Here is a 24,690-nt window from a genome sequence, read left to right as displayed (position 1 = left end):
AACGCCCCATGTGTGGAATCGTTGGCGCCATTGCCGAACGTAACGTCACCCCGATCCTGATCGAGGGCCTCAAGCGCCTCGAATACCGCGGCTACGACAGCGCCGGCCTGGCCCTGGTGGACGCCGCCGGCGAACTGCAGCGCCGCCGCCGCGTCGGCAAGGTGGCGAGCCTGGAGCAGGCCCTGGCCGAACAGCCGCTGGCCGGCCACCTGGGCATCGCCCACACCCGCTGGGCCACCCACGGCGCGCCCAGCGAGGCCAACGCCCACCCGCACTTCTCCCACGACCGCCTGGCGGTTGTGCACAACGGCATCATCGAGAACCACGAGGAGCTGCGCGAATACCTCAAGAGCGAGGGCTACGTGTTCAGCTCGCAGACCGACACCGAGGTCATCGTCCACCTGCTGCACCTGCGCCTGCGCGAGCTGGGCGACCTGACCACCGCGCTCAAGGCCACGGTCCGGGAACTGCACGGCGCCTACGGCCTGGCGGCGATCAGCCTGGACCAGCCGGACCGCATCGTCGCCGCCCGCAGTGGCAGCCCGCTGGTGGTCGGCCTGGGCCTGGGCGAGAACTTCCTCGCCTCCGACCAGTTGGCCCTGCGCCAGGTCACCGACCGCTTCATCTACCTGGAAGAAGGCGACATCGTCGAGCTGCGCCGCGATAGCGTGCAGCTGTGGGATGCCGAAGGCCGCCCGGTGAAGCGCGAGGCGGTGCAGTACCACGAGGGCGCCGAGGCCGCCGACAAGGGCGAGTACCGCCACTTCATGCTCAAGGAAATCCACGAGCAGCCCAAGGTGGTGCAGCGCACCCTGGAAGGCCGCCTGGGCTCCGGCCAGGTGCTGGTGGAGAGCTTCGGGCCGAACGCCGCCGAGCTGTTCGCCAAGGTGCGCAACGTGCAGATCGTCGCCTGCGGCACCAGCTACCACGCCGGCCTGGTGGCGCGTTACTGGCTGGAAGAGCTGACCGGCATCCCCTGCCAGGTGGAAGTGGCCAGCGAGTTCCGCTACCGCAAGGTGGCGGTGCAGCCCGACGCCCTGTTCGTCACCATCTCGCAGTCCGGCGAGACCGCCGACACCCTGGCCGCGCTGCGCAACGCCAAGCAACTGGGCTTCCTCTCCAGCCTGGCGATCTGCAACGTCGCCACCAGCTCGCTGGTGCGCGAGTCGGACATGACCCTGCTGACCCTGGCCGGCCCGGAAATCGGCGTGGCCTCGACCAAAGCCTTCACCACCCAGCTGGTGGCCCTGCTGCTGCTGACCCTGGCCATCGGCCGGGTGCAGAACCGCCTGGGCGAGGGTGTCGAGGCCGAACTGGTGGAAGCCCTGCGCCGCCTGCCGACGCGCCTGGAAGAAGCCCTGGCGATGGACAAGGTGGTGGAGAAGGTCGGCGAGCTGTTCGCCGAGAAGCACCACACCCTGTTCCTCGGCCGCGGCGCGCAATACCCGGTGGCCATGGAGGGCGCGCTGAAGCTCAAGGAAATCTCCTACATCCACGCCGAAGCCTACCCGGCCGGCGAGCTCAAGCACGGCCCGCTGGCCCTGGTGGACGCCGACATGCCGGTGGTCACGGTGGCGCCGAACAACGAGCTGCTGGAGAAGCTCAAGTCCAACCTGCAGGAAGTCCGCGCCCGCGGCGGCGAGCTGATCGTCTTCGCCGAGGCCAACAGCGGCCTGGGCAACGGCCCGGGCACCCACGTGGTAAGCATGCCGCCGATCCACGACTGCCTGGCGCCGATCCTCTACACCGTGCCGCTGCAACTGCTGTCCTACCACGTCGCCGTGCTCAAGGGCACCGACGTCGACCAGCCGCGCAACCTGGCCAAGTCGGTTACGGTGGAATAAGCCGCGCGCCCGGTGAATCCAATCGCGGACAAAGTCCGCTCCTACCGCATGAGCGAGCATGGCTTTTCGTAGGATGGTGTTGAGCGAAGCGATACCCATCAGCGCAACCGCATGGGTATCGCAAGCTCAACCCATCCTACGCAGGAACACTTCAGCCTAGGCAGCTGGGTCATTTCCCTTCGGGCCGGGTCACCCCCACGGATAACCGAATCGTCATGCACGCCTCAGGCTCCCGTTAGGCCCCGCTGCTTAAGGTGAAGGCAGTTTCCACCACCACCGACGAGGTGACTGCCATGAACCTGTTCCGCCCTCTCCTGCTCGCCGGCCTGCTCGGTGTTTCGTCCCTGGCCCTGGCCGAGAGCGGGGGCGACCGTACCTTCGCGCGCATGGAGCAGAACCGCCTGGCGGCCATGGCCGCCGCGAACCCGCCGGCGCAGGCCGACGATTTCCGCCGCTACGAGTACGGCATGCGCCTGGACATCGCCCAGGTGCTGGAAGTGACGCCGGCCCGGGGCTGCGGCGTGGTGCCGGTGCGCATGCGCTACCTGGACTCCGACGGCGCCGAGCAGCGCCTGGAATACCGCGCCGAGCGCGTCAGCTGCAACCGCGGCAAGTGATCAGGCGGCCGCGTTGGGAAAGCGCAGGTGGAAGCGCGTCGGACCTTCCGCCGCGCTGTCCACCGCGACGCTGCCGTTGTGCAGGCTCATGATCGAGCGGACGATGGCCAGGCCCAGGCCGGTGCCGCCCTCCTGGCGCGAGCGGCCGCCATCGGCGCGGTAGAAGCGCTCGAACAGGTGCGGCAGGTGCTGCGGCTCGATGCCGGGCCCGGGGTTGCCGACGCAGAGCGCCACGCCCTCCGCGCCGCCCTTGATGTCGATGTCGACCTGGCTGCCGGCCGGCGCGTGGCGGATGGCGTTGGACAGCAGGTTGGAGATCGCCCGCTGCACCATCAGGCGGTTGCCGTGGACCCAGGCATCGCCGGACAGTTCGATGTCCACCCCCTTCTCCTCGGCGGCATACAGGAACAGCTCCGCCACGCGGCAGGCCTCGGCCCCCAGCGAGAGGCGCTCGAAAGGCACCTGCGCCTGGTTGACCTGGGCCAGGAACAGCATGTCGCTGACGATGCGCGACAGCCGCTCCAGCTCCTCGACGCCCGAGGCCAGCACTGCCTGGTATTCCTCCACCGGCCGCTCGCGGGACAGGGTGACCTGCGCCTTGCCCAGCAGGTTGCCGATGGGCGAGCGCAGCTCGTGGGCGAGGTCGTCTGAGAACTGCGTCAGCTGCTGCACGCCCTGGTCCAGGCGATGCAGCATGACGTTCAGCGCCTGGGCCGCCTCGCCCAGTTCCAGCGGCAGTTTCTCCACCGGGATGCGGTGGCTGAGGTCCTCGGTGGAAATGCGCGCGGCCACCTTGCGAAAGCGCTGCAGCGGCGACAGCCCGCGGTGCACCGCGTACCAGGCGCCCAGGCCCACCAGCAATAGAAGGAAGGGCACGCCGGCCAGCACCGACTGGCGGAAGGCGCCGAGCAGCGCATCGTCGTTGCCGCGCTCGAGGGTCAGCAGGGCGCGCACGCTGGCGCCGTTGGCCATCGGCACCCGGCTGCCGATGCTGAGCAGGCGCCGGCCGGCGTCGTCGGTCCAGGCGTGGTACTGCGGTTCGCTGCCCGGTTGCAGGCTGTCCAGGGTGGCCAGCCGCTGCGGCTTGCCGGTGTCGAGCAGCGGTGCCTGGCCCTGGTCCGGGGCCAGCAGCGTCAGCTCCAGGTTGTCGTGGCCGGCCACCACGTCCAGCAGTTCGTGCGGCCCGCGCGCCAGGGCGCGGTCGTCCAGGCCGGCATCCAGGGCGTGGCGGACCTGGCCGAGCTTGTCGGCCAGCTCGTTGCGCGCGCGGCTCTGCAACTCGTGGTCGAGGGCCGTGTAGGCGAGCAGGGCGAACACCACCACCAGGCCGGCGCAGAGCAGGCCGATGCCCAGGGCCAGGCGGGTGGACAGGCTGGCCGGCTTCATTCGCGCGCCTCCAGCACGTAGCCGACGCCGCGCAGGGTGTGGATCAGCTTGCTGTCGAAGGGGTCGTCGACCTTCAGCCGCAGGCGGCGGATGGTGACTTCCACCACGTTGGTGTCGCAGTCGAAGTTCATGTCCCACACCAGGGAGATGATCTGGGTGCGCGTCAGCACCTCGCCGCTGCGGCTCATCAACAGGTGCAGCAGGGCGAATTCCTTGGTGGTCAGGTCGATGCGCCGGCCGTCGCGGTAGGCGCGGTGGCGCGCCGGGTCCAGCTCCAGGCCGGCGATGCGCAGCACCGGCGGCGCGCTCACCCGCTCGCTGCGGCGCAGCAGGGTGCGCACCCGGGCGAGCAGCTCGGGGAACTCGAAGGGTTTCACCAGGTAGTCGTCGGCGCCCAGCTCCAGGCCGCGCACGCGCTCGGCCAGGCGGCCGCGGGCGGTGAGCAGCATGACCCGCGTGTCGCTCTCGCGGCGCAGTTGCTGCAGCACTTCCCAGCCATCCATCTGCGGCATGTTCACGTCGAGGATGACCAGGTCGTAGGTGCCCTGGCGGGCCAGGTGCAGGCCGTCCACGCCGTTGTCGGCGCGGTCCACCACGAAGCCGCTTTCGCTCAGGCCCTGGTGCAGGTAGTCGGCGGTCTTGGCTTCGTCCTCTACAACTAGGATTCGCATATGGGGAATGACCTTACTTATGAAGTCTGAAAATTCTGTACTTATCGGACGTGTGAATTACGGATATGTAGGCAGGGAACTTTCCGATATTTAACTGGCCGGCGAGGCTAAGGGCTGTAGCCGCTTCAGGGTCAATGCCGCTGGCTCCCAAAGGATGTTTCCGGATATTGCTATTGCGGCGCATTAGTTGTTCAAAATCCTTGATAAGGCGGCTTTATCGGTGGTTTTCAGGGCCTGGTTCGGAGCGCCCTGGATAGCCGGATAAAGCCGATGCTAACGCAGGAAAATATGAACTTCGGTTGAATGACATATTTGTAATTGACGAGTCACCTTGCCGATAAAAGCAGGAAATTAACGTTGCGGCAGTGGGTGGAACTTCCCTGGAAGTTGCCGCCTGTCCATGGGGCGAAAACGCCGTCCCGGGCCGTTTCCTGAGGTGTGCCGTGTCCTACTTTCGTGGCCTGTTCCGCTGGCCGGCTGCGGGCCTGTGTCCGTGGCCGGCATCGTTGTCGCTGTTCCTGCTTCTGCTCGGCCTGCCGGGCGTGCCGGCCGAGGCCCGCGCCCTGGGCTTCGACGAGGCCCTGCGCACCGCGCTGGCGGCCAACCCCGAGCTGGCCGCCGTCGCCCGCGGCCAGGGTATCGCCGCGGGCGAGCGGCGCCAGGCGGCGCTGCTGCCGAACCCGAGCCTGTCCTGGGAGACCGAGGACACCCGCCGCGAGCGTTCCACCACCACCCTCGCCCTGACCCAGCCCCTGGAACTGGGCGGCAAGCGCGGCGCGCGGGTGGCCGTGGCCGAACGCGGCGAGGCGATCGCCGAAATGGAGCTGGAAGTGCGCCGCAACACGCTGCGCGCCGAGGTGCTGGAGGCCTTCCAGGCTGCCTTGCAGGCCCAGGAACGCCTGCGCCTGGGCGAGGAGTCGGCAACCCTGGCCCGGCGGGCACTGCGCGCCGCCGAGGCACGGGTGCGCGCCGGCAAGTCGGCGCCGCTGGAGGCGACGCGGGCACAGGTGCAACTGACCGAGGTGGAGCTGGAACTGCAGCGCGCGCGCATCGACCGTGACCAGGCCTACCGCGCCCTGGCCGGGCTCATGGGCGAGGCCGAGCCGGGCTTCGCCGAGGTGGCCGGCAACGCCGAACTGCCGGCGCCGCCCCAGGCCGCGCAGTTGCTGCGGCGCCTGGAGCAGACCGCCGAGCTGCGCCTGGCGCTGCTCCAGGTCGACCAGCGCGAGGCCGCCATACGGCTGGCGCGTGCCGAGCGCGTGCCCAACCTCGACGTCACCCTGGGCAGCCAGTACGACCACGAGGCCCGCGAGCGGGTGAACCTGGTCGGGCTGTCCATGCCGCTGCCGCTGTTCGACCGCAACCAGGGCCGCCTGCTGGCCGAGGCGCGCAGGGCGGACCAGGCCCGCGACCTGCGCAACGCCACCGAGCTGCGCCTGCGCCGCGAGACGCAGCAGGCGCTGGACCTGTGGGGCACCGCGCAGCATGAGGCGCAAACCCTGCGCGACAGCCTGCTGCCGGTCGCGCGCCAGGCCCTGGACGCCGCCACCCGCGGTTTCGAGATGGGCAAGTTCGGCTTCCTCGAAGTGCTCGACGCCCAGCGCACCCTGCTCGCCGCGCGCGACCGGTACCAGCAGGCGCTGGCCCGCCTCGCCGAGGCGCGCGCTCGCACCGAGCGCATCTTCGGCGACCTGGCGCTGCGCTGATGGCCGGGCGCTCCCTGCGCGCCCGGCTGTCGTCGGCCCTGCTGCTGGCGGCGTTGCTGGCCACCAGCGGCCACCTTCCCTACCAGGCCTACGGCTCCGCCGCCGGGCACTGGTGCATCCATGACCTGTTCCGCGCCCTGGGCGCGTTGTCGAGCCTGATCGGCGCCTGAGGCGCGGGGCCATCCGGGAGAGTCCATGAAGTCGAGAGAAATGAAGATCGCCGCCGCCGTGCTGTTCATGCTGGCGCTGGGCGGCGCCGCCACGCTGTTGCCGGGCGGGGCCGCGCAGGCGCCGGAAGGGCATGGCGAGGCGGCCGCGCACCAGGATGGCGAACACCACGGCGAAAGCACCGCCAAGGCCCATGGCGAGGCCGCTGGCCATGGCGACGACGAGCACCACGCCGATAGCGAAGAACACGGCGAGGAAGACGCCGGCCTGCGCCTGAGCGACGAGCAGTTGCGCGTAGCCGGCGTGGAGCTGGAGCGCGCCGCGCCGGCCGAGCTGTCCGCGCGCCTGAGCCTGCCCGGCGAGATTGCCTTCGACGCCGACCGCACCGCGCACCTGGTGCCGCGGGTGGCCGGGGTGGTGCAGCAGGTGGCGGCCGAACTGGGCCAGGCGGTGAAGCGCGGCGAGCTGCTGGCGGTGATCGCCAGCCCGCAGCTGTCGGACCTGCGCAGCGAACTGGCGGCGGCGCAGCGGCGCCTCGAACTGGCGCGGGTGACCTACGAGCGCGAGCGCCAGCTGTGGCAGGAGAAGGTCTCCGCCGAGCAGGACTACCTGCAGGCGCGCCAGGCCCGGCAGGAAGCCGAGATCGCCCTGGCCAACGCCCGGCAGAAGCTCGGCGCCCTGGGCGGCGGCGGCGGCGACCGCTACGAGCTGCGCGCGCCCTTCGACGGCGTGGTGGTGGAGAAGCATCTGGTGCGCGGCGAGGTGGTGGACGAGAACACCGCCGCCTTCACCCTTTCCGACCTGTCGCGGGTCTGGGCCACCTTCGCCGTGGCGCCGCGCGACCTGGCCTGGGTGCAGCTGGGCAAGGCGGCGCAGGTCGAGGCCGTGGACCTGGGCATGAGCGCCGAGGGCCGCGTCGCCCAGGTCGGCAACCTGCTGGGCGAACAGTCGCGCATGGCCAGCGCCCGGGTGGTGGTGGAGAACCCCGGCGGCACCTGGCGGCCGGGCCTGCCGGTGCAGGTGACGCTGGCCGGCGCGCCGCGTGCGGCGGCGGTCAGCGTGGCGGAGGCGGCCATCCAGCGGGTGGAGGAGCAGGACGTGGTGTTCGTCCGCCGCGACGGCGTCTTCGTCGCCCAGCCGGTGCGCCTGGGCGCGCGCGGCCAGGGCCGGGTGGAGGTGCTGCAGGGCCTGGCCGCCGGCGAGCAGGTCGCCGCCGCCGGCAGCTTCGTACTCAAGTCGGAGCTGGGCAAGGCCAGCGCCGAGCACGCCCACTGACCGCGAGAGCCCCCCATGTTCGAACGCATCATCCGTTTCGCCATCGAGCAGCGCTACCTGGTGCTGCTCGCCGTGCTGGGCATGGCCGCCCTCGGCGTGGCCAGCTACCAGAAGCTGCCGATTGACGCGGTGCCCGACATCACCAACGTCCAGGTGCAGATCAACACCGCCGCCCCCGGCTACTCGCCGCTGGAGACCGAACAGCGCATCACCTACCCCATCGAGACCGCCATGGCCGGCCTACCGGGCCTGCAGCAGACGCGTTCGATCTCGCGCTCGGGGCTGTCGCAGGTGACGGCGATCTTCGCCGACGGCACCGACATCTACTTCGCCCGGCAACTGGTCAACGAGCGCCTGCAGCAGGCCCGCGAGCAGCTGCCCGAGGGCGCCGAGGCGGCGCTGGGGCCGATCTCCACCGGCCTGGGCGAGATCTTCCTGTGGACCATCGAGGCCGCCGAGGACGCCCGCAAGGAGGACGGCACGCCCTACACGCCCACCGACCTGCGGGTGATCCAGGACTGGATCGTCAAGCCGCAGCTGCGCAACGTGCCCGGCGTGGCCGAGATCAACACCATCGGCGGCCAGGCCCGGCAGTACCAGGTGGCGCCCGACCTGCAGCGCCTGGCCGCGTACCGCCTGACCCTGGCCGACCTGCTGGCGGCGCTGGAGCGCAACAACGGCAACGTCGGCGCCGGCTACATCGAGCGCAACGGCGAGCAGCTGCTGGTGCGCGCGCCGGGGCAGCTGTCCGGCCTGGAGGACATCGGCAACGTGCTGGTGGCCAACCTGGAAGGCACGCCGATCCGCGTGCGCGACGTGGCGCAGGTGCAGATCGGCCGCGAACTGCGCAGCGGCGCGGCCACCGAGAACGGCCGCGAGGTGGTGCTGGGCACGGTGTTCATGCTGATCGGCGAGAACAGCCGCAGCGTCGCCGCCGCCGTGGCCGAGCGCCTGGAGCAGGTCAACCGCAGCCTGCCGGCGGGCGTGCGCGCGGTGCCGGTGTACGACCGCACGCAACTGGTGGACAAGGCCATCGCCACGGTGAAGAAGAACCTGGTGGAGGGCGCGGTGCTGGTCATCGCCGTGCTCTTCCTGTTCCTCGGCAACCTGCGCGCGGCGCTGATCACCGCCATGGTCATCCCGCTGGCGATGCTGTTCACCTTCAGCGGCATGTTCGCCAACCGCGTCAGCGCCAACCTGATGAGCCTGGGTGCGCTGGACTTCGGCATCATCGTCGACGGCGCGGTGGTCATCGTCGAGAACGCCATCCGCCGCCTGGCCCACGCCCAGCAGCACCACGGCCGCCTGCTGACGCGCAGCGAGCGCCTGCATGAAGTATTCGCCGCCTCGAAGGAGGCGCGCCGCGCGCTGATCTTCGGCCAACTGATCATCATGGTGGTGTACCTGCCGATCTTCGCCCTCACCGGCGTGGAAGGGAAAATGTTCCACCCCATGGCCTTCACCGTGGTCATCGCGCTGTTCGGCGCCATGCTGCTGTCGGTGACCTTCGTGCCGGCGGCCATCGCCCTGTTCGTCAGCGGCCGCGTGCGCGAGGAAGAGAACTGGCTGATGCGCGGCGCGCGGCGCGGCTATGAGCCGGTGCTGGGCTGGGTGATGGGCCACCGCGCGCGGGTGTTCGCCGGCGCTGCGCTGCTGGTGCTGGGCGCGGGTCTGCTGGCCACGCGCATGGGCAGCGAGTTCGTGCCCAGCCTCAGCGAGGGCGACTTCGCCCTGCAGGCGCTGCGCGTGCCGGGCACCAGCCTGACGCAGTCGGTGGAGCTGCAGGAACGCCTGGAGCGCCACATCCTCGCCAGGGTGCCGGAGGTGCAGCGAGTGTTCGCCCGCACCGGCACCGCCGAGATCGCCTCCGACCCCATGCCGCCGAACATCTCCGACAGCTACCTGATGCTGCGCCCGCAGCAGGACTGGCCGGACCCGCGCAAGCCGCGCGCGCAGCTGGTGGAGGAAATCCAGCGCGCCGCCGCCGAGGTGCCGGGGAGCAACTACGAGCTGTCGCAGCCGATCCAGCTGCGCTTCAACGAGCTGATCTCCGGGGTGCGCAGCGACGTGGCGGTGAAGGTCTTCGGCGACGACATGGCGGTGCTGGAACAGACCGCCGGGAAGATCGCCGAGGCCCTGCGCCAGGTGCCCGGCGCCTCCGAGGTGAAGGTCGAGCAGACCGGCGGCCTGCCGGTGCTGACCCTCGACATCGACCGCGACCGGGCGGCGCGCTTCGGCCTGGCCGTGGGCGACGTGCAGGACTTCGTCGCCATCGCGGTGGGCGGGCGCCAGGCCGGCACGCTGTTCGAGGGCGACCGCCGCTTCGACCTGCTGGTGCGCCTGCCCGAGGCGCAGCGCAGCGACATCGACGGCCTGTCGCGCCTGCTGCTGCCGTTGCCGGCCGGCGCCGACGGGCGCATCGCCTTCATCCCGCTCGGCCAGGTGGCGCAACTGCAATTGCTGCAGGGGCCGAACCAGGTCAGCCGGGAGAACGGCAAGCGCCTGGTGGTGGTCAGCGCCAACGTGCGCGGCCGCGACATCGGTTCCTTCGTCGCCGAGGCCGAACGGCGCCTGGCCAATGAGGTGCAGGTGCCGGCCGGCTACTGGACCGCCTGGGGCGGCCAGTTCGAGCAGCTGCAATCGGCGGCCAAGCGCCTGCAGGTGGTGGTGCCGGTGGCGCTGCTGCTGGTCTTCGTGCTGCTGTTCATGATGTTCGGCAACGTCCGCGACGGCCTGCTGGTGTTCACCGGCATCCCCTTCGCCCTCACCGGCGGGGTGGCGGCGCTGTGGCTGCGCGACATCCCGCTGTCGATCTCCGCCGGCGTGGGCTTCATCGCCCTGTCCGGGGTGGCGGTGCTCAACGGCCTGGTGATGCTCGCCTTCATCCGCAACCTGCGCGAGGCGGGCCGCGGGCTGGATGCGGCCATCCACGAGGGCGCCCTGACGCGCCTGCGCCCGGTGTTGATGACGGCGTTGGTGGCGTCGCTGGGCTTCGTGCCCATGGCTTTGGCGACAGGTACCGGCGCCGAGGTGCAACGGCCGCTGGCTACGGTGGTGATCGGGGGCATTCTCTCCAGCACTGCGCTCACGCTGCTGGTGTTGCCGGCGCTGTATCGCTGGGCGCACAGGCGCGATGAGATGGGCTGAGCAGGGACGTAAAAAAGGCGCCCGCGGGGGGCGCCTCAGGGGCCGTCCCTCACCAAAGGAGCTTTCGCTGCCGGGACGGCCGTCAGTTCACACGAGTGGGGCTGACGGGGTTATTGGAACCTGTCGTCGGTAACAGGATGCTGAGGTGGGGATGACGATTTTGATAGGGAGGGGTTTGGCTTTTGCGTAGGAGCGAGCTTGCTCGCGAACGGAGTTCCCCGGTTGCAACGGAGCCTTGGATTGACTCCGTTCCCTCTCCCCAGCCCTCTCCCTGAAGGGAGAGGGGGCTAGTTCGTGCCGAGAGGCGATGTGGTTTCATCCTGATACCCGTGTAGTAGCCGGCTAACGCCGAAATACCCGAGCACACCGAACGGTCCCCTCTCCCTTCAGGGAGAGGGTTAGGGAGAGGGCGCTCTTCAGGCCAGGCACCGAAGCCACCGGGAAACCGGGTTCGCGAGCAAGCTCGCTTCTACGCAAAAGCCAAACCACCCCCGCAAACGAAAAAGGCCCCGCAGGGGCCTTTCTCCACACCCGAACCTCAAAGCACCCGCAACGGGTACTCCACTATCAGCCGCACCTCATCCAGGTCCGACTCGAAGGCCGTGGCCCGCGTCGTCGCCTGGCGCAGGCGGAAGGACAGGTCCTTCAGGCTGCCGTTCTGCACCACGTACTTCGCCTCGACGTCGCGCTCCCAGCGCTTCTGGTCGGTCAATGGATCGCCGTTCCCGTCGCGGCGCATGTAGACCGCGTTGGCGTGGCTGTAGTCGGCGTCGCTGCCGCGGGCGTAGCGGGTCATGAAGCTCAGGCCGGGGATGCCGTAGGCCTGCATGTCGAGGTCGTAGCGGAGCATCCAGGAGCGCTCCTTCGGCGAGTTGAAGTCGGTGTACTGGATGGAGTTGTCCAGGTAGATCGAGTCCGACTGGCGCAGGTAGTCGAAGTCGTTATTGCCGTTGTTGCGCTGGTGGCTCAGGGCCAGGGTGTGGGCGCCGAAGCGCACGCCGAGCTTGCCGCTCCAGATGTTGGTGTTGAACTCGCCGAGCAGCTCGCGGCCGCCGTCGTCCACCGACTTGTAGTAGGTGAAGCCGCCGATCAGGTCCAGGCCGTCGGCCAGTGGATAGGTCGCCGAAGTGGCCGCGTAGTACTGCTTCCAGGCGTCCTTCAGGCGGCTGCCGTAGAGGCTCACGCTGACCTGTTCGGTGAGCGCGTAGTCGCCGCCCAGGTAGGCGACCCAGGGGGCGTCGACGGGGCCGGCGTAGAAGGTCGAGAAGCCTTCGCTCATCTTGCGGTCGTTGGGCTGGCTCATCGAATGCAGGCGCCCGGCCTGCAGGTCCAGGCCGTCGATGCTGGCGTTGTTCAGGGTCACGCCGCGGAAGGATTCGGGCAGCAGGCGCGAGTCGCCGTAGTGCACCACCGGCGTCTGCGGGAACACGTCGCCGATCCTCACCTCGGTGTCGAACAGGCGCAGCCTGGCGGCGCCGCCGGCCTTGGCGTATTCGTCCTGGGTGCGGCCCCGGGCGTCCACCGGCAGCACGTCGAACGAACTGTGCCCGCCGTTGCGGCCGTCGCCGCTGTCCAGCTGGATGCCGAGCATGGCGAAGGCGTCGACGCCGAAACCCACCGTGCCCTGGGTGTAGCCGGACTGGTAACGGGCGAAGAGGCCCTGGGCCCAGGCCTCGGAGTAGCCGTTGCCCTTGGGGCTGGACTGGCCGTGGCGGTCGTCGCGGTTGAAGTAGAAGTTGCGGTTGAGGATGTCCAGGCGCTGGCCTTCGAGGAAGCCTTCGGCGCTCTCCTCGGCGCCGGCCAGGGGGCTGGCCAGCCCGGCGGCGAGCAGGGAGAGGGCCAGGGGGATGTGCCGCTGTGTCATCGATCGCTCCATGGGGTGTTGGGCGGCTGCCGGAGAGGCGCCGCATCGTTGTTGTGCACCCGCAGCGGCTGGGAGCCGCGCGCAGGCAGGCTCCATCCTGATGACGGCGGAATGACGCGGAGATGAGGCGGACATGACAATTCCGTCAGCCGGCGAACGGCAGACGAAGACGGCAACGGCACGAAGGATGGGGAAGGCGGGGGGGACCATTATCCCCCCGGTGCCTGCGCGTCCGGGGGTGTGGACGGGGCACCGAGGCTTTGCGGCAGGAGCCGCCCTGCGAGGGGAAGGTAATCGACCTTGTCTTGTGGACAAGGTCGGACCCTGCGGCCCACCGAGGGGTACCTGACAAGTAGTCCCGGCAGGCACGCGTGGGTGGCGAAACGATAGAAGCTGGCCTTGTGCCGGTCAATCGGAAATGCCGAACGGACGTTCGATATTCGCCCTTTCGATGGTTGGCACCCCGTCGATCGGCAGGATTTATCGTTAGCTGGCTATCGGCAGGGGGCTATACTCCTGTAACAGATTGTGTCGGCAAGCTGCCCGAGTGCGGCCTGCCGCACCTCGTCCGGTGGCGAAAGGGACGGCCGCCGTACAACGCCAACAACAGTGTCATCGACGAGAGAACCCGCATGAACGCACCCGTACCGCATTACTCCGCCGAAGAACGCGCCCGACGCATCTTCGCCATTGTCGGCGCCTCCTCCGGCAACCTGGTGGAGTGGTTCGACTTCTACGTCTACGCCTTCACTGCCATCTACTTCGCCCACGCCTTCTTCCCCTCGGGCAACCCCACGGTGCAGCTGCTCAACACCGCCGGGGTGTTCGCCGCCGGCTTCCTGATGCGCCCCATCGGCGGCTGGATGTTCGGCCGCATCGCCGACAAGAAGGGCCGCAAGACGGCGATGATGATCTCGGTGCTGATGATGTGCGGCGGCTCCCTGGCCATCGCCGTGATGCCCACCTACGAGACCATCGGCGTGCTGGCGCCGGCGGCGCTGCTGCTGGCGCGGCTGTTCCAGGGCCTGTCGGTGGGCGGCGAGTACGGCACCAGCGCCACCTACATGAGCGAGGTGGCGCTCAAGGGCCAGCGCGGCTTCTTCGCTTCCTTCCAGTACGTGACGCTGATCGGCGGCCAGCTGCTGGCGGTGCTGGTGGTGGTGATCCTGCAGCAGCTGCTGAGCAACGAGGAGCTGCGCGCCTGGGGCTGGCGGATTCCCTTCGTGGTCGGCGCCATCACCGCGGTGATCGCCTTCTACCTGCGCCGTTCGCTGAGCGAGACGGCCAAGGACGAGAACCTGCACCGCGCCGAGTCCGGCACCCTCACCGAGCTGTTCGCCCACCACAAGCGCGCCTTCTTCACCGTGCTCGGCTTCACCGCCGGCGGCTCGCTGATCTTCTATACCTTCACCACCTACATGCAGAAGTACCTGGTCAACACCGTGGGCATGGACGCCAAGGTGGCCAGCGGCGTGATGACCTTCGCGCTGTTCGTCTACATGTGCATGCAGCCGCTGTTCGGCGCCCTCTCCGACCGCATCGGGCGCAAGACCTCGATGCTCTGGTTCGGCCTGCTGGGCATGCTCTGCACCTGGCCGATCCTCTCCGCGCTCAAGACCACCACCAGCCCCTACATGGCCTTCGTGCTGATCATCGTGGCCATGGCCATCGTCAGCCTGTACACCTCCATCAGCGGGCTGATCAAGGCCGAGCTGTTCCCGCCGCAGATCCGCGCCCTGGGCGTGGGCCTGTCCTACGCGGTGGGCAACGCCATCTTCGGCGGCTCGGCGGAATACGTGGCCCTGGGCCTGAAGAGCCTCGGCGTGGAGTCGTACTTCTACGTCTACGTCTCGGTGATGTGCGGCGTGGCGCTGGTGGTCTGCCTGCTGCTGCCGGACCTGCGCAAGGTCAGCTACCTCAACGATGAGGACTGACGGCGCGCGGGCGGTGGAGGCTCAGTCCTCCACCTTGCCGCGCAGGCGGCTGTTGGGCAGCGCCAGGGCGATGAGCAGCGCCAGCACGCCGACGCCGGCGTTGACCAGGAACAGCCGGCGGAACACTTCGTCCAGCAGCAGGCGGCGGTCCTCGTGGCCGGGGCCGGCGAGGCTGGCGAGCAGTTCGTTGGCGGAGATGCCGTGGCCGAAGCCCTGCCCGGCCGCCAGCGGCTGCAGCATGGCCAGGAGGATCGCCGACATCAGGGCGACGCCCACCGCCCCGCCGAGGGAGCGGAACAGCGTGGTGTTGCTGGTGGCGACGCCCAGGTGGCTATGCGACACGGCGCTCTGCGCGGCCACCAGGCTGGTGGGGAACTGGGTGCCGGCGGCGGTGCCGCACAGCAGCATGAACAGCCCCGACAGCCAGAAGCTGGACGGCGTGACCAGGGCCAGGCCGGCCACCGCGCAGGGCAGCAGCAGCGCGCCGGCGACTATCTGCGGCTTGTAGCGGCCCAGGATGGTGGTCAGGCGCCCGCAGCAGTAGGCGCCGATCGGCACGCCCATGGCCAGCGGCAGCATGTGCAGCGCGGCGCTGTCGGCGCCGGCGCCGGTCACCGACTGGAAGCGCAGCGGCACCAGCACCGACAGCGAGATGATCTGGAAGCTGGCGAAGAAGCCGACCATCCAGCTCAGCGTCGCCGCGCGGATGGCGAACAGCTGCATGGGCACCAGCGGCTCGGCGGCGCGGCGCTCCTGCAGGACGAACAGCACCAGCAGCACCAGGGCCGCGGCGAACAGCCCGAGCAGCTGCGCATCGCGCCAGTCGGCGCCCTGGCCGACGTCGGTGACGGCCAGCAGCAGGCTGCCCAGGCCTGCGATCATCAGCAGCGTGCCCAGGTAGTCGATGCGCGGCCGCCGGCCCGGCACCGGCAGGCCCACCAGGGTGCGCCGCGACACCGCGAAGGCCACCAGGCCCACCGGCAGATTGATCAGGAACACCCAGCGCCAGGACAGGTACTCGGTGAGCAGCCCGCCCAGCACGGGGCCGGCGATGCTCGCCACCGCGTACATGCTGCTGAAGTAGCCCTGGTAGCGGCCGCGTTCGCGCGGCGGGACTATGTCGCCGATGATCGCCTGGCTCACCGACATCAGCCCGCCGGCGCCCACGCCCTGCAGCACCCGCGCCAGCACCAGCTGCTCCATGCTCTGGGCCAGGCCGCAGAGCAGCGAGGCGAAGGTGAACAGCGCGGTGGCGAAGAGCATCAGCCGGCGCCGCCCGTAGAGGTCGCCGAGCTTGCCGTAGATGGGCATGGAGATGGTCATGGCGACCATGTAGCCGGAGATCACCCAGGCCAGCAGGTCGAAGTTGGCGAAGCCGGCGGAGATGGCGGGCAGCGAGACGGCGACTATGGTCTGGTCGAGCGCGCCGAGGAAGATCGCCAGCATCAGCCCGATGAGGATGGTGCGCACCGGCGGACGCGGGTGGCTCAGGGTATTCAAGCAACCCCCTTGAGGACGAGCGAATTTATTGGGACGGGATGGATGCTTAGCAGTCTAACGGATTGTGCCTGCGGCGCGCTGCCGCACTTTTGCAATCCGGTAAAGGCTCTATCTCGATATGGACACGCTGACTGTCAGAAATCTCCTGCTACGCTTTTGCAGCGCTCCGTTCGCACCTGCCGCCGAATCCACCGATAGACGAAGGGCGGGAACACCCATAGGCGAAGGCTATGAGGGTCCTGTTCTATAGTTTTTCTGTTCGTGACCAGGAGGAATGCATGAAAGCCAACCTGCCCTCTGAGTTGCTGTCCCTGCAATTGCCGTTGCGCATCCGCATCGGCGATGCCCAGGCCTTCGACCTCGGCCCGGACCCGCAGGTGACGCTGATCGTCCGCGATCCGACGCTGCTGGCCGAGATCACCCAGCCCAGCCTGGACGCCCTCGGCCGCGCCTACGTCGAGAAGCGCATGGATATCGAGGGGCCGATCGGTGACGTCATCGCCATGGGCGATGCCCTGAGCGAGGCCCTGGGCGTCGACGACGGGCCCGCCGACTTCGTCCGCGAAAGCCACGACAAGCGCACCGACGCCGAAGCCATCCACTACCACTACGACCTCTCCAACGACTTCTACAAGCTCTGGCTGGACCCGGAGATGGTCTATTCCTGCGCCTACTACGAGACCGGCACGGAAGACCTGGCCACCGCCCAGCTGGCCAAGCTGCGCCACCTGTGCCGCAAGCTGCGCCTGAAGCCCGGCGAGCGCCTGCTCGACGTCGGCTGCGGCTGGGGCGGCCTGGCCCGCCTGGCGGCGCGCGAATTCGGCGCCGAGGTCTACGGCATCACCCTGAGCGAAGAGCAGCTCAAGCTCGGCCGCGAACGGGTCAAGGCCGAGGGCCTGGAAGGCAAGGTGAGGCTGGAGCTGCTGGACTACCGCGACCTGCCCCGCGACGGCCGTTTCGACAAGGTGGTCAGCGTGGGCATGTTCGAGCACGTCGGCCACGCCAATCTGGGCCTCTACTTCCAGCAGCTGTACGACGCGGTGCGCCCGGGCGGCCTGGTGATGAACCACGGCATCACTGCCAAGTACACCGACGGCCGCCCGGTGGGCCGCGGCGCCGGCGACTTCATCGACCGCTACGTGTTCCCCCACGGCGAGCTGCCGCACCTGTCCCTGGCGGTGTCGCGCATGAGCGAGGCGGGCCTGGAAGTGGTCGACGTCGAGGGCCTGCGCCTGCACTACGCGCGCACCCTGGACTTCTGGAGCGCCAGCCTGGAAGCGAAACTGGCCGAGGCCGCCAAGCTGGTGCCGGAGCAGGCACTGCGCATCTGGCGCTTGTACCTGGCCGGTTGCGCCTACGGCTTCAAGAAGGGCTGGATCAACCTGCACCAGATCCTGGCGAGCAAGCCGCACGCGGACGGCAGCCACGAAGTGCCGTGGAGCCGGGGGGATATCTACGCCTGAGGCGCGGCCACCCTATAGGCGCGGGCCCTGCCCGCGATTCGCGCGCAGGGCGCGCTCCTACATGGGCACGGTGTTGGGGGCACTCGTAGGAGCAACTATCTTGCGCCGAGGTGCTCTTCGTAGGATGGGTTGAGCTTGCGAAACCCATGCGGTCGTGGCGATGGGTATCGCTGCGCTCAACGCCATCCTACGAAAGGCACCTCGGCCTCGCTTCAACGTTTCGCGACGTCCAGCCAATCCTCCGGGCGTTGCGCCGGCGGCACTCCGCTGGCCTGCGCCGCCTCGAAAGCCTTGCGCCAGCGCTGTGCCGAGCACTCCTGGCGATAGTCCGCCGCCAGTGCCTCGATTCGGTTCAACGCCGCGTCGCTGGCTACGCCTGGCGCGGGTGTCGAGCCCAGCCGCTCGACCGCGAGCCGCGCTTCCAGTGTCTGCTCGGAGAGCTCCACGCAACGGGTGAACTGCCTGTCGCTCATGCCTGGATAAGGCGAGTCGTACTGGCGCAGCACTTCCACCAGCCGGGTCACGCCGGCGATCAATACCAGCGAGGCGAACATCAGCGCGATGACCCCGGCGGCGGCAAGCACCAGGCCGAGGTTCAGTGTCTGGGTACGTTGGCGAGGGGACAGCTGGTTCCAGACATCCAGCCAGGTCGGTCTTGGCATGACATTCCTTGTCCAGGGATTTGGCACAATGCGCAGACTAGCCATTCCCTTTCAGCGTTTCCAGGAGCCTTTGCTTGTCCACCCTTGTCCCCCGTGAGCTACCTCTCACCCAAGCCCCCTGGCCCCTGCTCCTGCTCGCCGACCCCAGCCGCGAGCAGGTCGAACGCTACCTCCCGCAATCCCGCCTGCTGGCGCTGGTCGAAGGCGAGACAGTCCGCGGAGTCCTGGCGCTGACGCCGGTGAGCTGGGGTGTGCTGGAAGTCACCAACCTCGCCGTGGACGAGGCCTGGCAGGGGCGTGGGCTGGGCAAGCGCCTGCTGGCCGCGGCCATCGACGCGGCGCGGGCGGCCGGGGCGCTGCGGCTGGACATCGCCACCGGCAATTCCAGCCTGGCGCAGCTGGGGCTCTACCAGCGCATGGGCTTTCGCATCTGCGCCGTGGAGAGCGACTACTTCAGCCTCAACTACCCCGAGCCCATCGTCGAGAACGGCATCCCCTGCCGCGACCGCCTGCGCCTGAGCCTGGTGCTCTAGTCGGCCAGCGCCTGGTAGAGGGTGTCGACGTTGCTGCGGTACAGGCCCAGGTAGGTGCTGGCCGGGCCTTCGCTGGCCAGGGCGTCGGAGTGCAGGGTGCCGCCGATCTTCGCGCCGCTTTCCTCGGCGATCCGCTGCATCAGCCGCGGGTCCTTGATGTTCTCCACGAAGACCGCGCGGATGTGCTGCTCGCGGATCTGCCGGATCAGCTCGGCGACTTCCGTGGCCGAGGCCTCGCGCTCGGTGGACAGGCCCTGGGGCGCCAGCAGCTTCAGGCCGTAGGCCTGGCCGAGGTAGCCGAAGGCGTCATGGGAGGTGACCAGGGTGCGGCGGTCGGCGGGCAGGTTGCCGAGTTTGTCCTTGGCGTAGGCGAGCAACGCGTGGGCCTGCTTCAGGTAGGCCTCGGCGTTGCGCCGGTAGTCGGCGGCATTGGCCGGGTCGAGCTTCTCCAGCGCCTTGGCGATGTTGTCGACGTAGATGTCGGCGTTGGCCAGGTTGTTCCAGGCGTGCGGGTCGGGGATGGTCTGGCCGTCCTCCTCCAGGCTGCGCGGGATCACGCCGTGGCTGGCCTGGATCACCTGCGCGCGGGTCTCGGTGCTCTTCACCAGGCGGTCGAGCCAGGGTTCGAAGCCCAGGCCGTTCTCCACCACCAGCTGCGCCTGGCGCACGGCGCGGGCGTCGTCCGGGGTGGTCTCGTAGGTGTGGGCGTCGCTGTCGGGGCCGACCAGGTTGTTCAGCTGGATGTGCTCGCCGCCGACCGCGCGGGTCATGTCGGCGAGGATGCTGAAGCTGGTCACCACGCGCGGCTTCTCGGCGGCGGGCAGCGACAGGGGCAGGCAGAACGCGAACAGCAGCAAAAGGGCGCGCATGGCGGGTTTCCTTGGGTGGAGGGTCATTGGGGGATGGGCAGCAGGCCGCGGCGCAACAGGCCGTGCACCGGGCCGAACAGCACGGAGAACAGGTAGAACAGGCCGGCGAGCAGGACGATGGCCGGCCCGCTGGGCAGCGACCAGGCGTAGGACGCCGCCAGGCCCAGCCACACCGAGAGCGCGCCGATGCCCGCGGCCAGGGCCAGCAGCGCCGGCAGGCGGCGGCTCCAGAAGCGCGCGGCGGCGGCCGGCAGCATCATCAGGCCGACCATCATCAGCGCGCCCAGGGCCTGGAAGCCGATCACCAGGTTGAGCACCACCAGGCCGAGGAACAGCCCGTGGGCGAAGGGCCCGAGGCGGCTGACGCTGCGCAGGAACAGCGGGTCGAGGCTATCCAGCAGCAGGCTGCGGTAGATCAGCGCGAGCACGCCGAGGCTGAGCACGGCCACGCCGAGCATGCCCAGCAGGGTCGTGCGGTCCACCGCCAGGGCCGAGCCGAACAACAGCTCCAGCAGGTTCAGGCGCTTGCCGGCCAGGCCCAGCAGCAGCACGCCGCTGGCCAGGGAGATGGGGTAGACCGCGGCCAGGCTGGCGTCCTCGCGCAACCCGGTGTGGCGCGTCACCCAGGCCGCCAAGCCGGCCACCGCCAGGCCCGCGCCGAGGCCGCCGAGGGTCAGCGCCGGCAGCGACAGCCCGGCCAGCCAGAAGCCGATGGCGGCGCCGGGGAGGATGCCGTGGGCGATGGCATCGCCGATCAGGCTCATGCGCCGCAGGATCAGGAACACCCCCAGGGGCGCCGCGCTCGACGCCAGGACCACGCCGCCCAGCAGCGCGCGGCGCATGAAGGCGAATTCGACGAAGGGCTGCCAGAGCGCGTGCAGGACCATCACGCCACCCGCGCCAGGCAGCGGCTGGCGAGCAGCTCGCGGCTGCTGCCGTGGCGGCAACCCTCGGCGGCCACGCGCAGGCAGTCGGGGACGCGCTCGCGCACCGCGCCCAGGTCGTGGCAGACCAATAGCAGGGTGCGGCCTTCGCGGTGCCAGGCGTCGATGTGCTGCCAGAGCAGCGCCTGGCCGGCTTCGTCGAGGCAGGCGTCGGGCTCGTCGAGCAGCAACAGCGGGCTGTCCAGCAGGCTCAGGCGGGCCAGCAACGCGCGCTGCAGCTGGCCGCCGGAGAGCGCCGCCAGCGGGCGCTGCTCCAGGCCCTCCAGCTGCCAGTCGGCCAGCGCCCGGCGCAGCTTCTCGCGGCGCTCGGCGGTGCTCAGGCGGCTGTTCCAGAAGCCGGCGCCGACCAGCTCGCCGAGGCCGATGGGGAACTGCCGGTCGAGGGCCTGCTGCTGCACCAGGTAGCCGATCTCCCGCGGCCGCAGCTGGACGCGCACGCGCCCGGCCAGGGGCTTCTGCAGCCCGGCGATGACCTTCAGCAGGCTGCTCTTGCCGCAGCCGTTGGCGCCGACGATGGCGGTCAGGCTGCCGGCGCCCAGGTCCAGGTTCAGCGGCGGCGTCAGCGGCAGGCGCGGCGGGCCCCACTGCAGGGCCTGGCAATGGATCATGGGGCCTCCCTGCGCCACTGGCTGCGGGCCACGGCGTCGTGGGCGTGGAGGCTTTCGGCGTGAACCACGCTCAGCGCGAAGGCCTCCAGTTCCCCGCGTTGCGCCAGGGCGCGGTGCAGGCGGCGGGCGGCGTCTTCGCAGAACATCAGGTTCTGCCCGTTGGCCAGGGCGAAGGCCTGCTCGTCGGCGCGCTTCACCGCGGTCTGCACGGCGGTGCCCAAGGCGGCCTCGGCGCAGTCGAGCAGCTCGCGCAGCGGCAGGCCGTCCAGGCCCGCGCGCAGGTGCAGGTGCAGGTCGGCGAAGCTGCGCTGGCTGTGGGGCGTGGCGACTATGCCGGCGCTGCTGCCGAGCCAGGTGTGGACTTCCTGGTGGCTGGGCGAGCGGTCGGCGAAATCCTCGGCGAAGCGCTGCTGGATCAGCTGGCGCGCCAGGGCCGCCGAGCAGGGGCAGGTGGAGGAATAGGCCAGGCGCAGGCGCAGCTCCAGGCGCAGGCCCTGGTCGTCCAGGCGCGCGTGGACCTCGCAGGGGTACTGCTTCCAGCCGCTGAGCGGGCTGACCAGCGCCGGGCGGCTGAGCAGGGCGTCGAAGGCCAGGCGCAGGCTGGCGCGGCGCGACAGGCCGGCGTGGCTGGCGAGGAAGTCGTCGAGCACTTCGCGCAACAGCTGCGGGCCCAGCTCGGCCTGCTCCAGGCGGGCCAGGGCCAGGTACAGGCGCGACATGTGGATGCCGCGGGCGGCGGCCGCGTCCAGGCTGACGCCGGCGTCGGCCAGCGCGTTCAGGCGTTCGCCGTGCAGGCGCAGCGGCAGGGCGATGCCCTGCATGCCGACCCAGTCCAGGGCGAGGGTGTCGGACGCGGCCTGGCTGGCGACGTCGGGGAGAAAGGCGGTCATGGGAATGGCTGGCACTGTCGGATGTTATAATATAACATATTGTTTCCCCAACCTTCCTGCAAGCGCCATGAATCGACGCCGCCTGCTGCAAAGTCTGCTCGCCAGTGCCGCCTGGCTACCCGCCCTGGACGTCTTCGCCAATTCGCGCCTGCTCGGTGCGCGCACCGAGGCCACGGCCGGGGGCCTGCGCCTGGTCCTCGACCTCGACGGGCCCTTCCACTACCGCACCTTCACCCTCTCCGCGCCGGAGCGCCTGGTGGTCGACCTGGACGGCGCCAGCCTGGGCACGCCCCTGGCCTCCCCTGCCCCGTCCGGCCCGCTGCGCGGCCTGCGCAGCGGGCGCCTGGCCGACGGCGGCACGCGGCTGGTGCTGGACCTGGCCGAGCCGGTGCAATTGCAGGCCTTCGCCCTGGGGCCCCAGGCCGGCAAGGGCCATCGGCTGGTGCTCGACCTGCATCCGGCAGGGGCGCCTGCCCCGGTAGCCACGGCGAAGGCTGCCGGCAAGGGCCGCGACATCCTTGTGGTGGTGGACGCCGGCCACGGCGGCAAGGACCCCGGCGCCCTCGGTTCGCGCGGCGAGCGGGAGAAGGACGTGGCGCTGCTGATCGCGCAAAACCTGGCGCGGCGCATCGACCGCCAGAACGGCTTCAAGGCGCGCCTGGTGCGCAACGTCGACGTGTTCATCCCGCTGCGCCAGCGCGTGGAAGTGGCGCGGCGCTGCAACGCCGACATGTTCGTCTCGGTACACGCCGACGCCGCGCCCCGCCGCACGGCCTCCGGCGCCTCGGTGTTCGCCCTCTCCGAGCACGGCGCTACCTCGACCCTGGCGCGCTTCATGGCCGAGCGCGAGAACGGCGCCGACCTGATCGGCGCCGCCGGCAACCTGCCGCTGCAGGGCAAGGACCCGGCGCTGGCCAAGGTCATCCTCGACATGTCGCTGAGCTCCACCATCGCCTCCAGCCTGGACCTGGGCCACAGCGTGCTGCGTAGCCTCGGAGGCATCACCCGGCTGCACCAGGAACGCGTCGACCAGGCCGGCTTCGCCGTGCTCAAGTCGCCGGACATCCCCTCGATCCTGGTGGAGACCGGCTTCATCTCCAACGACGCCGACTGCCGCCGCCTGCACGACGCGCGGCACCAGCAGGAGCTGGCCGGAGCGATCTTCGATGGATTGCACGGCTACTTCCGCCAGCGCCCGCCGGTGGGGAGCCTGCTGGCGGCGTTGCGGGAGCAGGGTAAGGCGTAGGGCGAATAACCGTTCGCGGTTATCCGCCGTTTCACCAAGCCCATGCCTGGCTTCGTGGTCGAGCCCGGGGCGCTCCGAAACAGGTGCTCCGTAGCCGAACCCGAAGCGCGCCTGGGATCAAGGTCAAACGGCGGATAACGCCGTAGGCGTTATGCGCCCTACGCCCAGCCCAACCCTCGATGTAGGGCGAATAACCGTTCGCGGTTATCCGCCGTTTCACCAAGCCCATGCCTGGCTTCGTGGTCGAGCCCGGAGCGCTCCGAAACAGGTGCTCCGTAGCCGAACCCGAAGCGCGCCTGGGGTCAAGGTCAAACGGCGGATAACGCCGTAGGCGTTATCCGCCCTACGCCCAGCCCAACCCTCGATGTAGGGCGAATAACCGTTCGCGGTTATCCGCCGCTTCACCGAGCTCATGCCCGGCTTCGTGGTCGAGCCCGGAGCGCTCCGAAACAGGTGCTCCGTAGCCGAATCCGAAGCGCGCCTGGGATCAAGGTCAAACGGCGGATAACGCCGTAGGCGTTATGCGCCCTACGCCCAGCCTGCCCTACCGCACCTGCTGGCTGCACCCGCTCACGCGTCCGCAGGTCAGCTTCGCCTGGCCGCCGCTGGAGCTGCTGAAGCGGCTGATATGCGTCCAGCCGATGCCGCGGCTGGTGCCCAGCCACACCTGGCCGTCGCTGCTCACGCCGCTGAAGAAGGTGAGGCGCCCGTAGCGCGTGCCGGTCTGCGCCCAGCGCTGGCCGCTGGCGGCGTCGAAGCCGCGCAGGTAGGTGTCGTGGCCCTGGGTGGCGACGCTGTAGTGGCTGCCGTCGCGGTCCATGCAGGCCAGCACGTTGGCCAGCCAGGCGCAGGCCGCCGGTGGCAGGCCGGGGAAGGCCAGCGGCGGCTCGCCCGCGGCCCGCGCCAGGGGCGCCAGGAGCAGCAGGCAGAGCGTCAGGGCGGCGGCTTTCATCGGGACCTCGGGGCGGGCTGGGCGGGCCTCCATGGTACGCCGGCGGATTGTCGAATACGAAATGTTATATTATAACAATTCGATCAAGTCCTTCCGGAGACCGCCATGTCCCTGCAATCCGAACCGGTCCTCAGCGAACGGCAACTGCTGGCGCAACCCGCCAGCGCCTACATGAACGAGGCCCAGCAGGCCTTCTTCCGCGACCTGCTGCTGCGCCAGCGCGCCGAGCTGCAGGCGCGCATCGACGGCGAATTCGACGCGCTGCGCGAGGTGGAACGGCCCGGCGACGAGGCCGACGTCGCCAGCCGCGAGGAACAGCGCCAGTGGCAACTGCGCCTGCTGGAGCGCGAGAAGAAGCTGCTGGACAAGATCGACCAGTCCCTCGAGCGCCTGGCCCTGGCCCGCGGCGAC

20 protein-coding genes and 1 pseudogene are annotated in these 24,690 nt (G+C 69.7%); 11 read left to right on the top strand and 10 right to left on the bottom strand.

Going from position 1 to position 24,690, the window contains the following annotated elements; translation table 11 throughout:
- Positions 1-8: 8 nt before the first annotated feature.
- Both glmS and FG99_RS12775 read left to right on the top strand, forming a co-directional pair.
- Positions 9-1,844, top strand: a complete 1,836-nt coding sequence (glmS, locus tag FG99_RS12780; protein ID WP_043270056.1) for a glutamine--fructose-6-phosphate transaminase (isomerizing) — start codon at positions 9-11, stop codon at positions 1,842-1,844.
- Positions 1,845-2,137: 293 nt separating this feature from the next.
- Positions 2,138-2,461 carry a co-regulatory protein PtrA N-terminal domain-containing protein gene (locus tag FG99_RS12775; protein WP_009614585.1) on the top strand — a complete coding sequence of 108 codons (324 nt, stop codon included), beginning with the start codon at positions 2,138-2,140 and terminating at the stop codon, positions 2,459-2,461.
- On the opposite strand, the gene FG99_RS12770 is transcribed toward FG99_RS12775, so the two are convergent.
- Both FG99_RS12770 and FG99_RS12765 read right to left on the bottom strand, forming a co-directional pair.
- On the bottom strand, positions 2,462-3,847 hold the full coding sequence (locus FG99_RS12770; RefSeq protein ID WP_043270054.1) for a heavy metal sensor histidine kinase: 1,386 nt from the start codon (positions 3,845-3,847) through the stop codon (positions 2,462-2,464). It lies immediately after the preceding gene.
- Entirely contained in the window at positions 3,844-4,518 is a 675-nt protein-coding gene (locus tag FG99_RS12765; RefSeq protein WP_043270052.1) for a heavy metal response regulator transcription factor, read from the bottom strand. The genes FG99_RS12770 and FG99_RS12765 overlap by 4 nt, the downstream gene beginning before the upstream one ends.
- Before the next feature lie 443 nt (positions 4,519-4,961).
- Here FG99_RS12765 and FG99_RS12760 point away from each other — a divergent pair, with 443 nt between their 5' ends.
- The 4 genes from FG99_RS12760 to FG99_RS12750 are packed head-to-tail and all read left to right on the top strand — an operon-like array spanning position 4,962 to position 10,814.
- Positions 4,962-6,224 carry a TolC family protein gene (locus FG99_RS12760; protein ID WP_081884613.1) on the top strand — a complete coding sequence of 421 codons (1,263 nt, stop codon included), beginning with the start codon at positions 4,962-4,964 and terminating at the stop codon, positions 6,222-6,224.
- Positions 6,224-6,394, top strand: a complete 171-nt coding sequence (locus FG99_RS32100) for a hypothetical protein (RefSeq protein ID WP_156060072.1) — start codon at positions 6,224-6,226, stop codon at positions 6,392-6,394. The genes FG99_RS12760 and FG99_RS32100 overlap by 1 nt, the downstream gene beginning before the upstream one ends.
- Positions 6,395-6,419: 25 nt before the next feature.
- On the top strand, positions 6,420-7,667 hold the full coding sequence (locus tag FG99_RS12755) for an efflux RND transporter periplasmic adaptor subunit (RefSeq protein WP_043270050.1): 1,248 nt from the start codon (positions 6,420-6,422) through the stop codon (positions 7,665-7,667).
- A gap of 15 nt (positions 7,668-7,682) precedes the next feature.
- Positions 7,683-10,814, top strand: a complete 3,132-nt coding sequence (locus tag FG99_RS12750) for a CusA/CzcA family heavy metal efflux RND transporter (RefSeq protein WP_043270048.1) — start codon at positions 7,683-7,685, stop codon at positions 10,812-10,814.
- A gap of 538 nt (positions 10,815-11,352) precedes the next feature.
- Here the strand turns inward: FG99_RS12750 and FG99_RS12745 are convergent.
- Positions 11,353-12,678 carry an OprD family porin gene (locus tag FG99_RS12745; RefSeq protein ID WP_043270046.1) on the bottom strand — a complete coding sequence of 442 codons (1,326 nt, stop codon included), beginning with the start codon at positions 12,676-12,678 and terminating at the stop codon, positions 11,353-11,355.
- Positions 12,679-13,310: 632 nt separating this feature from the next.
- Here FG99_RS12745 and FG99_RS12740 point away from each other — a divergent pair.
- The gene (locus tag FG99_RS12740; protein WP_043270044.1) at positions 13,311-14,612 is read left to right on the top strand and encodes an MFS family transporter; all 1,302 of its coding nucleotides are present in this window, start codon (positions 13,311-13,313) and stop codon (positions 14,610-14,612) included.
- A gap of 21 nt (positions 14,613-14,633) precedes the next feature.
- Here the strand turns inward: FG99_RS12740 and FG99_RS12735 are convergent, their stop codons facing one another.
- Positions 14,634-16,112 (bottom strand): MDR family MFS transporter, encoded by a 1,479-nt coding sequence (locus FG99_RS12735; RefSeq protein ID WP_043270042.1) that lies wholly within the window; start codon positions 16,110-16,112, stop codon positions 14,634-14,636.
- A gap of 278 nt (positions 16,113-16,390) precedes the next feature.
- On the opposite strand from FG99_RS12735, the gene cfaB reads away from it, so the two are divergent.
- A complete protein-coding gene (cfaB, locus tag FG99_RS12730; protein ID WP_009614613.1) occupies positions 16,391-17,575 on the top strand; it encodes a C17 cyclopropane fatty acid synthase CfaB in 1,185 nt (394 codons plus the stop codon).
- A gap of 212 nt (positions 17,576-17,787) precedes the next feature.
- On the opposite strand, the gene FG99_RS12725 is transcribed toward cfaB, so the two are convergent.
- The gene (locus tag FG99_RS12725; protein ID WP_043270040.1) at positions 17,788-18,237 is read right to left on the bottom strand and encodes a hypothetical protein; all 450 of its coding nucleotides are present in this window, start codon (positions 18,235-18,237) and stop codon (positions 17,788-17,790) included.
- Positions 18,238-18,311: 74 nt separating this feature from the next.
- Here FG99_RS12725 and FG99_RS12720 point away from each other — a divergent pair, with 74 nt between their 5' ends.
- Entirely contained in the window at positions 18,312-18,770 is a 459-nt protein-coding gene (locus FG99_RS12720; RefSeq protein WP_043270037.1) for a GNAT family N-acetyltransferase, read from the top strand.
- Here FG99_RS12720 and FG99_RS12715 read toward each other — a convergent pair.
- The 4 genes from FG99_RS12715 to folE2 are packed head-to-tail and all read right to left on the bottom strand — an operon-like array spanning position 18,767 to position 22,081.
- On the bottom strand, positions 18,767-19,639 hold the full coding sequence (locus tag FG99_RS12715; RefSeq protein WP_043270035.1) for a metal ABC transporter substrate-binding protein: 873 nt from the start codon (positions 19,637-19,639) through the stop codon (positions 18,767-18,769). The two genes, FG99_RS12720 and FG99_RS12715, sit on opposite strands and share 4 nt — an antisense overlap.
- A gap of 23 nt (positions 19,640-19,662) precedes the next feature.
- Positions 19,663-20,526: a metal ABC transporter permease gene (locus tag FG99_RS12710; protein ID WP_009614616.1), complete on the bottom strand. Its 864-nt coding sequence runs from the start codon at positions 20,524-20,526 to the stop codon at positions 19,663-19,665.
- Positions 20,526-21,191 (bottom strand): metal ABC transporter ATP-binding protein, encoded by a 666-nt coding sequence (locus FG99_RS12705; protein ID WP_043270033.1) that lies wholly within the window; start codon positions 21,189-21,191, stop codon positions 20,526-20,528. Before FG99_RS12705 ends, FG99_RS12710 begins: the two co-directional genes overlap by 1 nt.
- Positions 21,188-22,081, bottom strand: coding sequence for a GTP cyclohydrolase FolE2 (gene folE2 / locus FG99_RS12700; RefSeq protein ID WP_043270031.1), 894 nt, complete (start codon positions 22,079-22,081; stop codon positions 21,188-21,190). Before folE2 ends, FG99_RS12705 begins: the two co-directional genes overlap by 4 nt.
- A 67-nt stretch (positions 22,082-22,148) precedes the next feature.
- Between folE2 and FG99_RS12695 the strand changes: the two genes are divergently transcribed.
- A complete protein-coding gene (locus tag FG99_RS12695; RefSeq protein WP_043270028.1) occupies positions 22,149-23,327 on the top strand; it encodes an N-acetylmuramoyl-L-alanine amidase in 1,179 nt (392 codons plus the stop codon).
- 544 nt (positions 23,328-23,871) lie between these two features.
- Here the strand turns inward: FG99_RS12695 and FG99_RS12690 are convergent.
- A complete protein-coding gene (locus tag FG99_RS12690) occupies positions 23,872-24,279 on the bottom strand; it encodes a hypothetical protein (RefSeq protein WP_009614620.1) in 408 nt (135 codons plus the stop codon).
- 105 nt (positions 24,280-24,384) lie between these two features.
- Here FG99_RS12690 and FG99_RS31320 point away from each other — a divergent pair.
- Positions 24,385-24,690: pseudogene (locus FG99_RS31320) on the top strand (TraR/DksA family transcriptional regulator); the annotation flags it as partial.

Origin of the sequence: Pseudomonas sp. AAC (assembly GCF_000725445.1) — a bacterium.
GTDB lineage: Bacteria > Pseudomonadota > Gammaproteobacteria > Pseudomonadales > Pseudomonadaceae > Pseudomonas > Pseudomonas citronellolis.
Note: the sequence above shows the minus strand (reverse complement) of the source record. Positions and strands in the feature narration are given on the sequence as shown.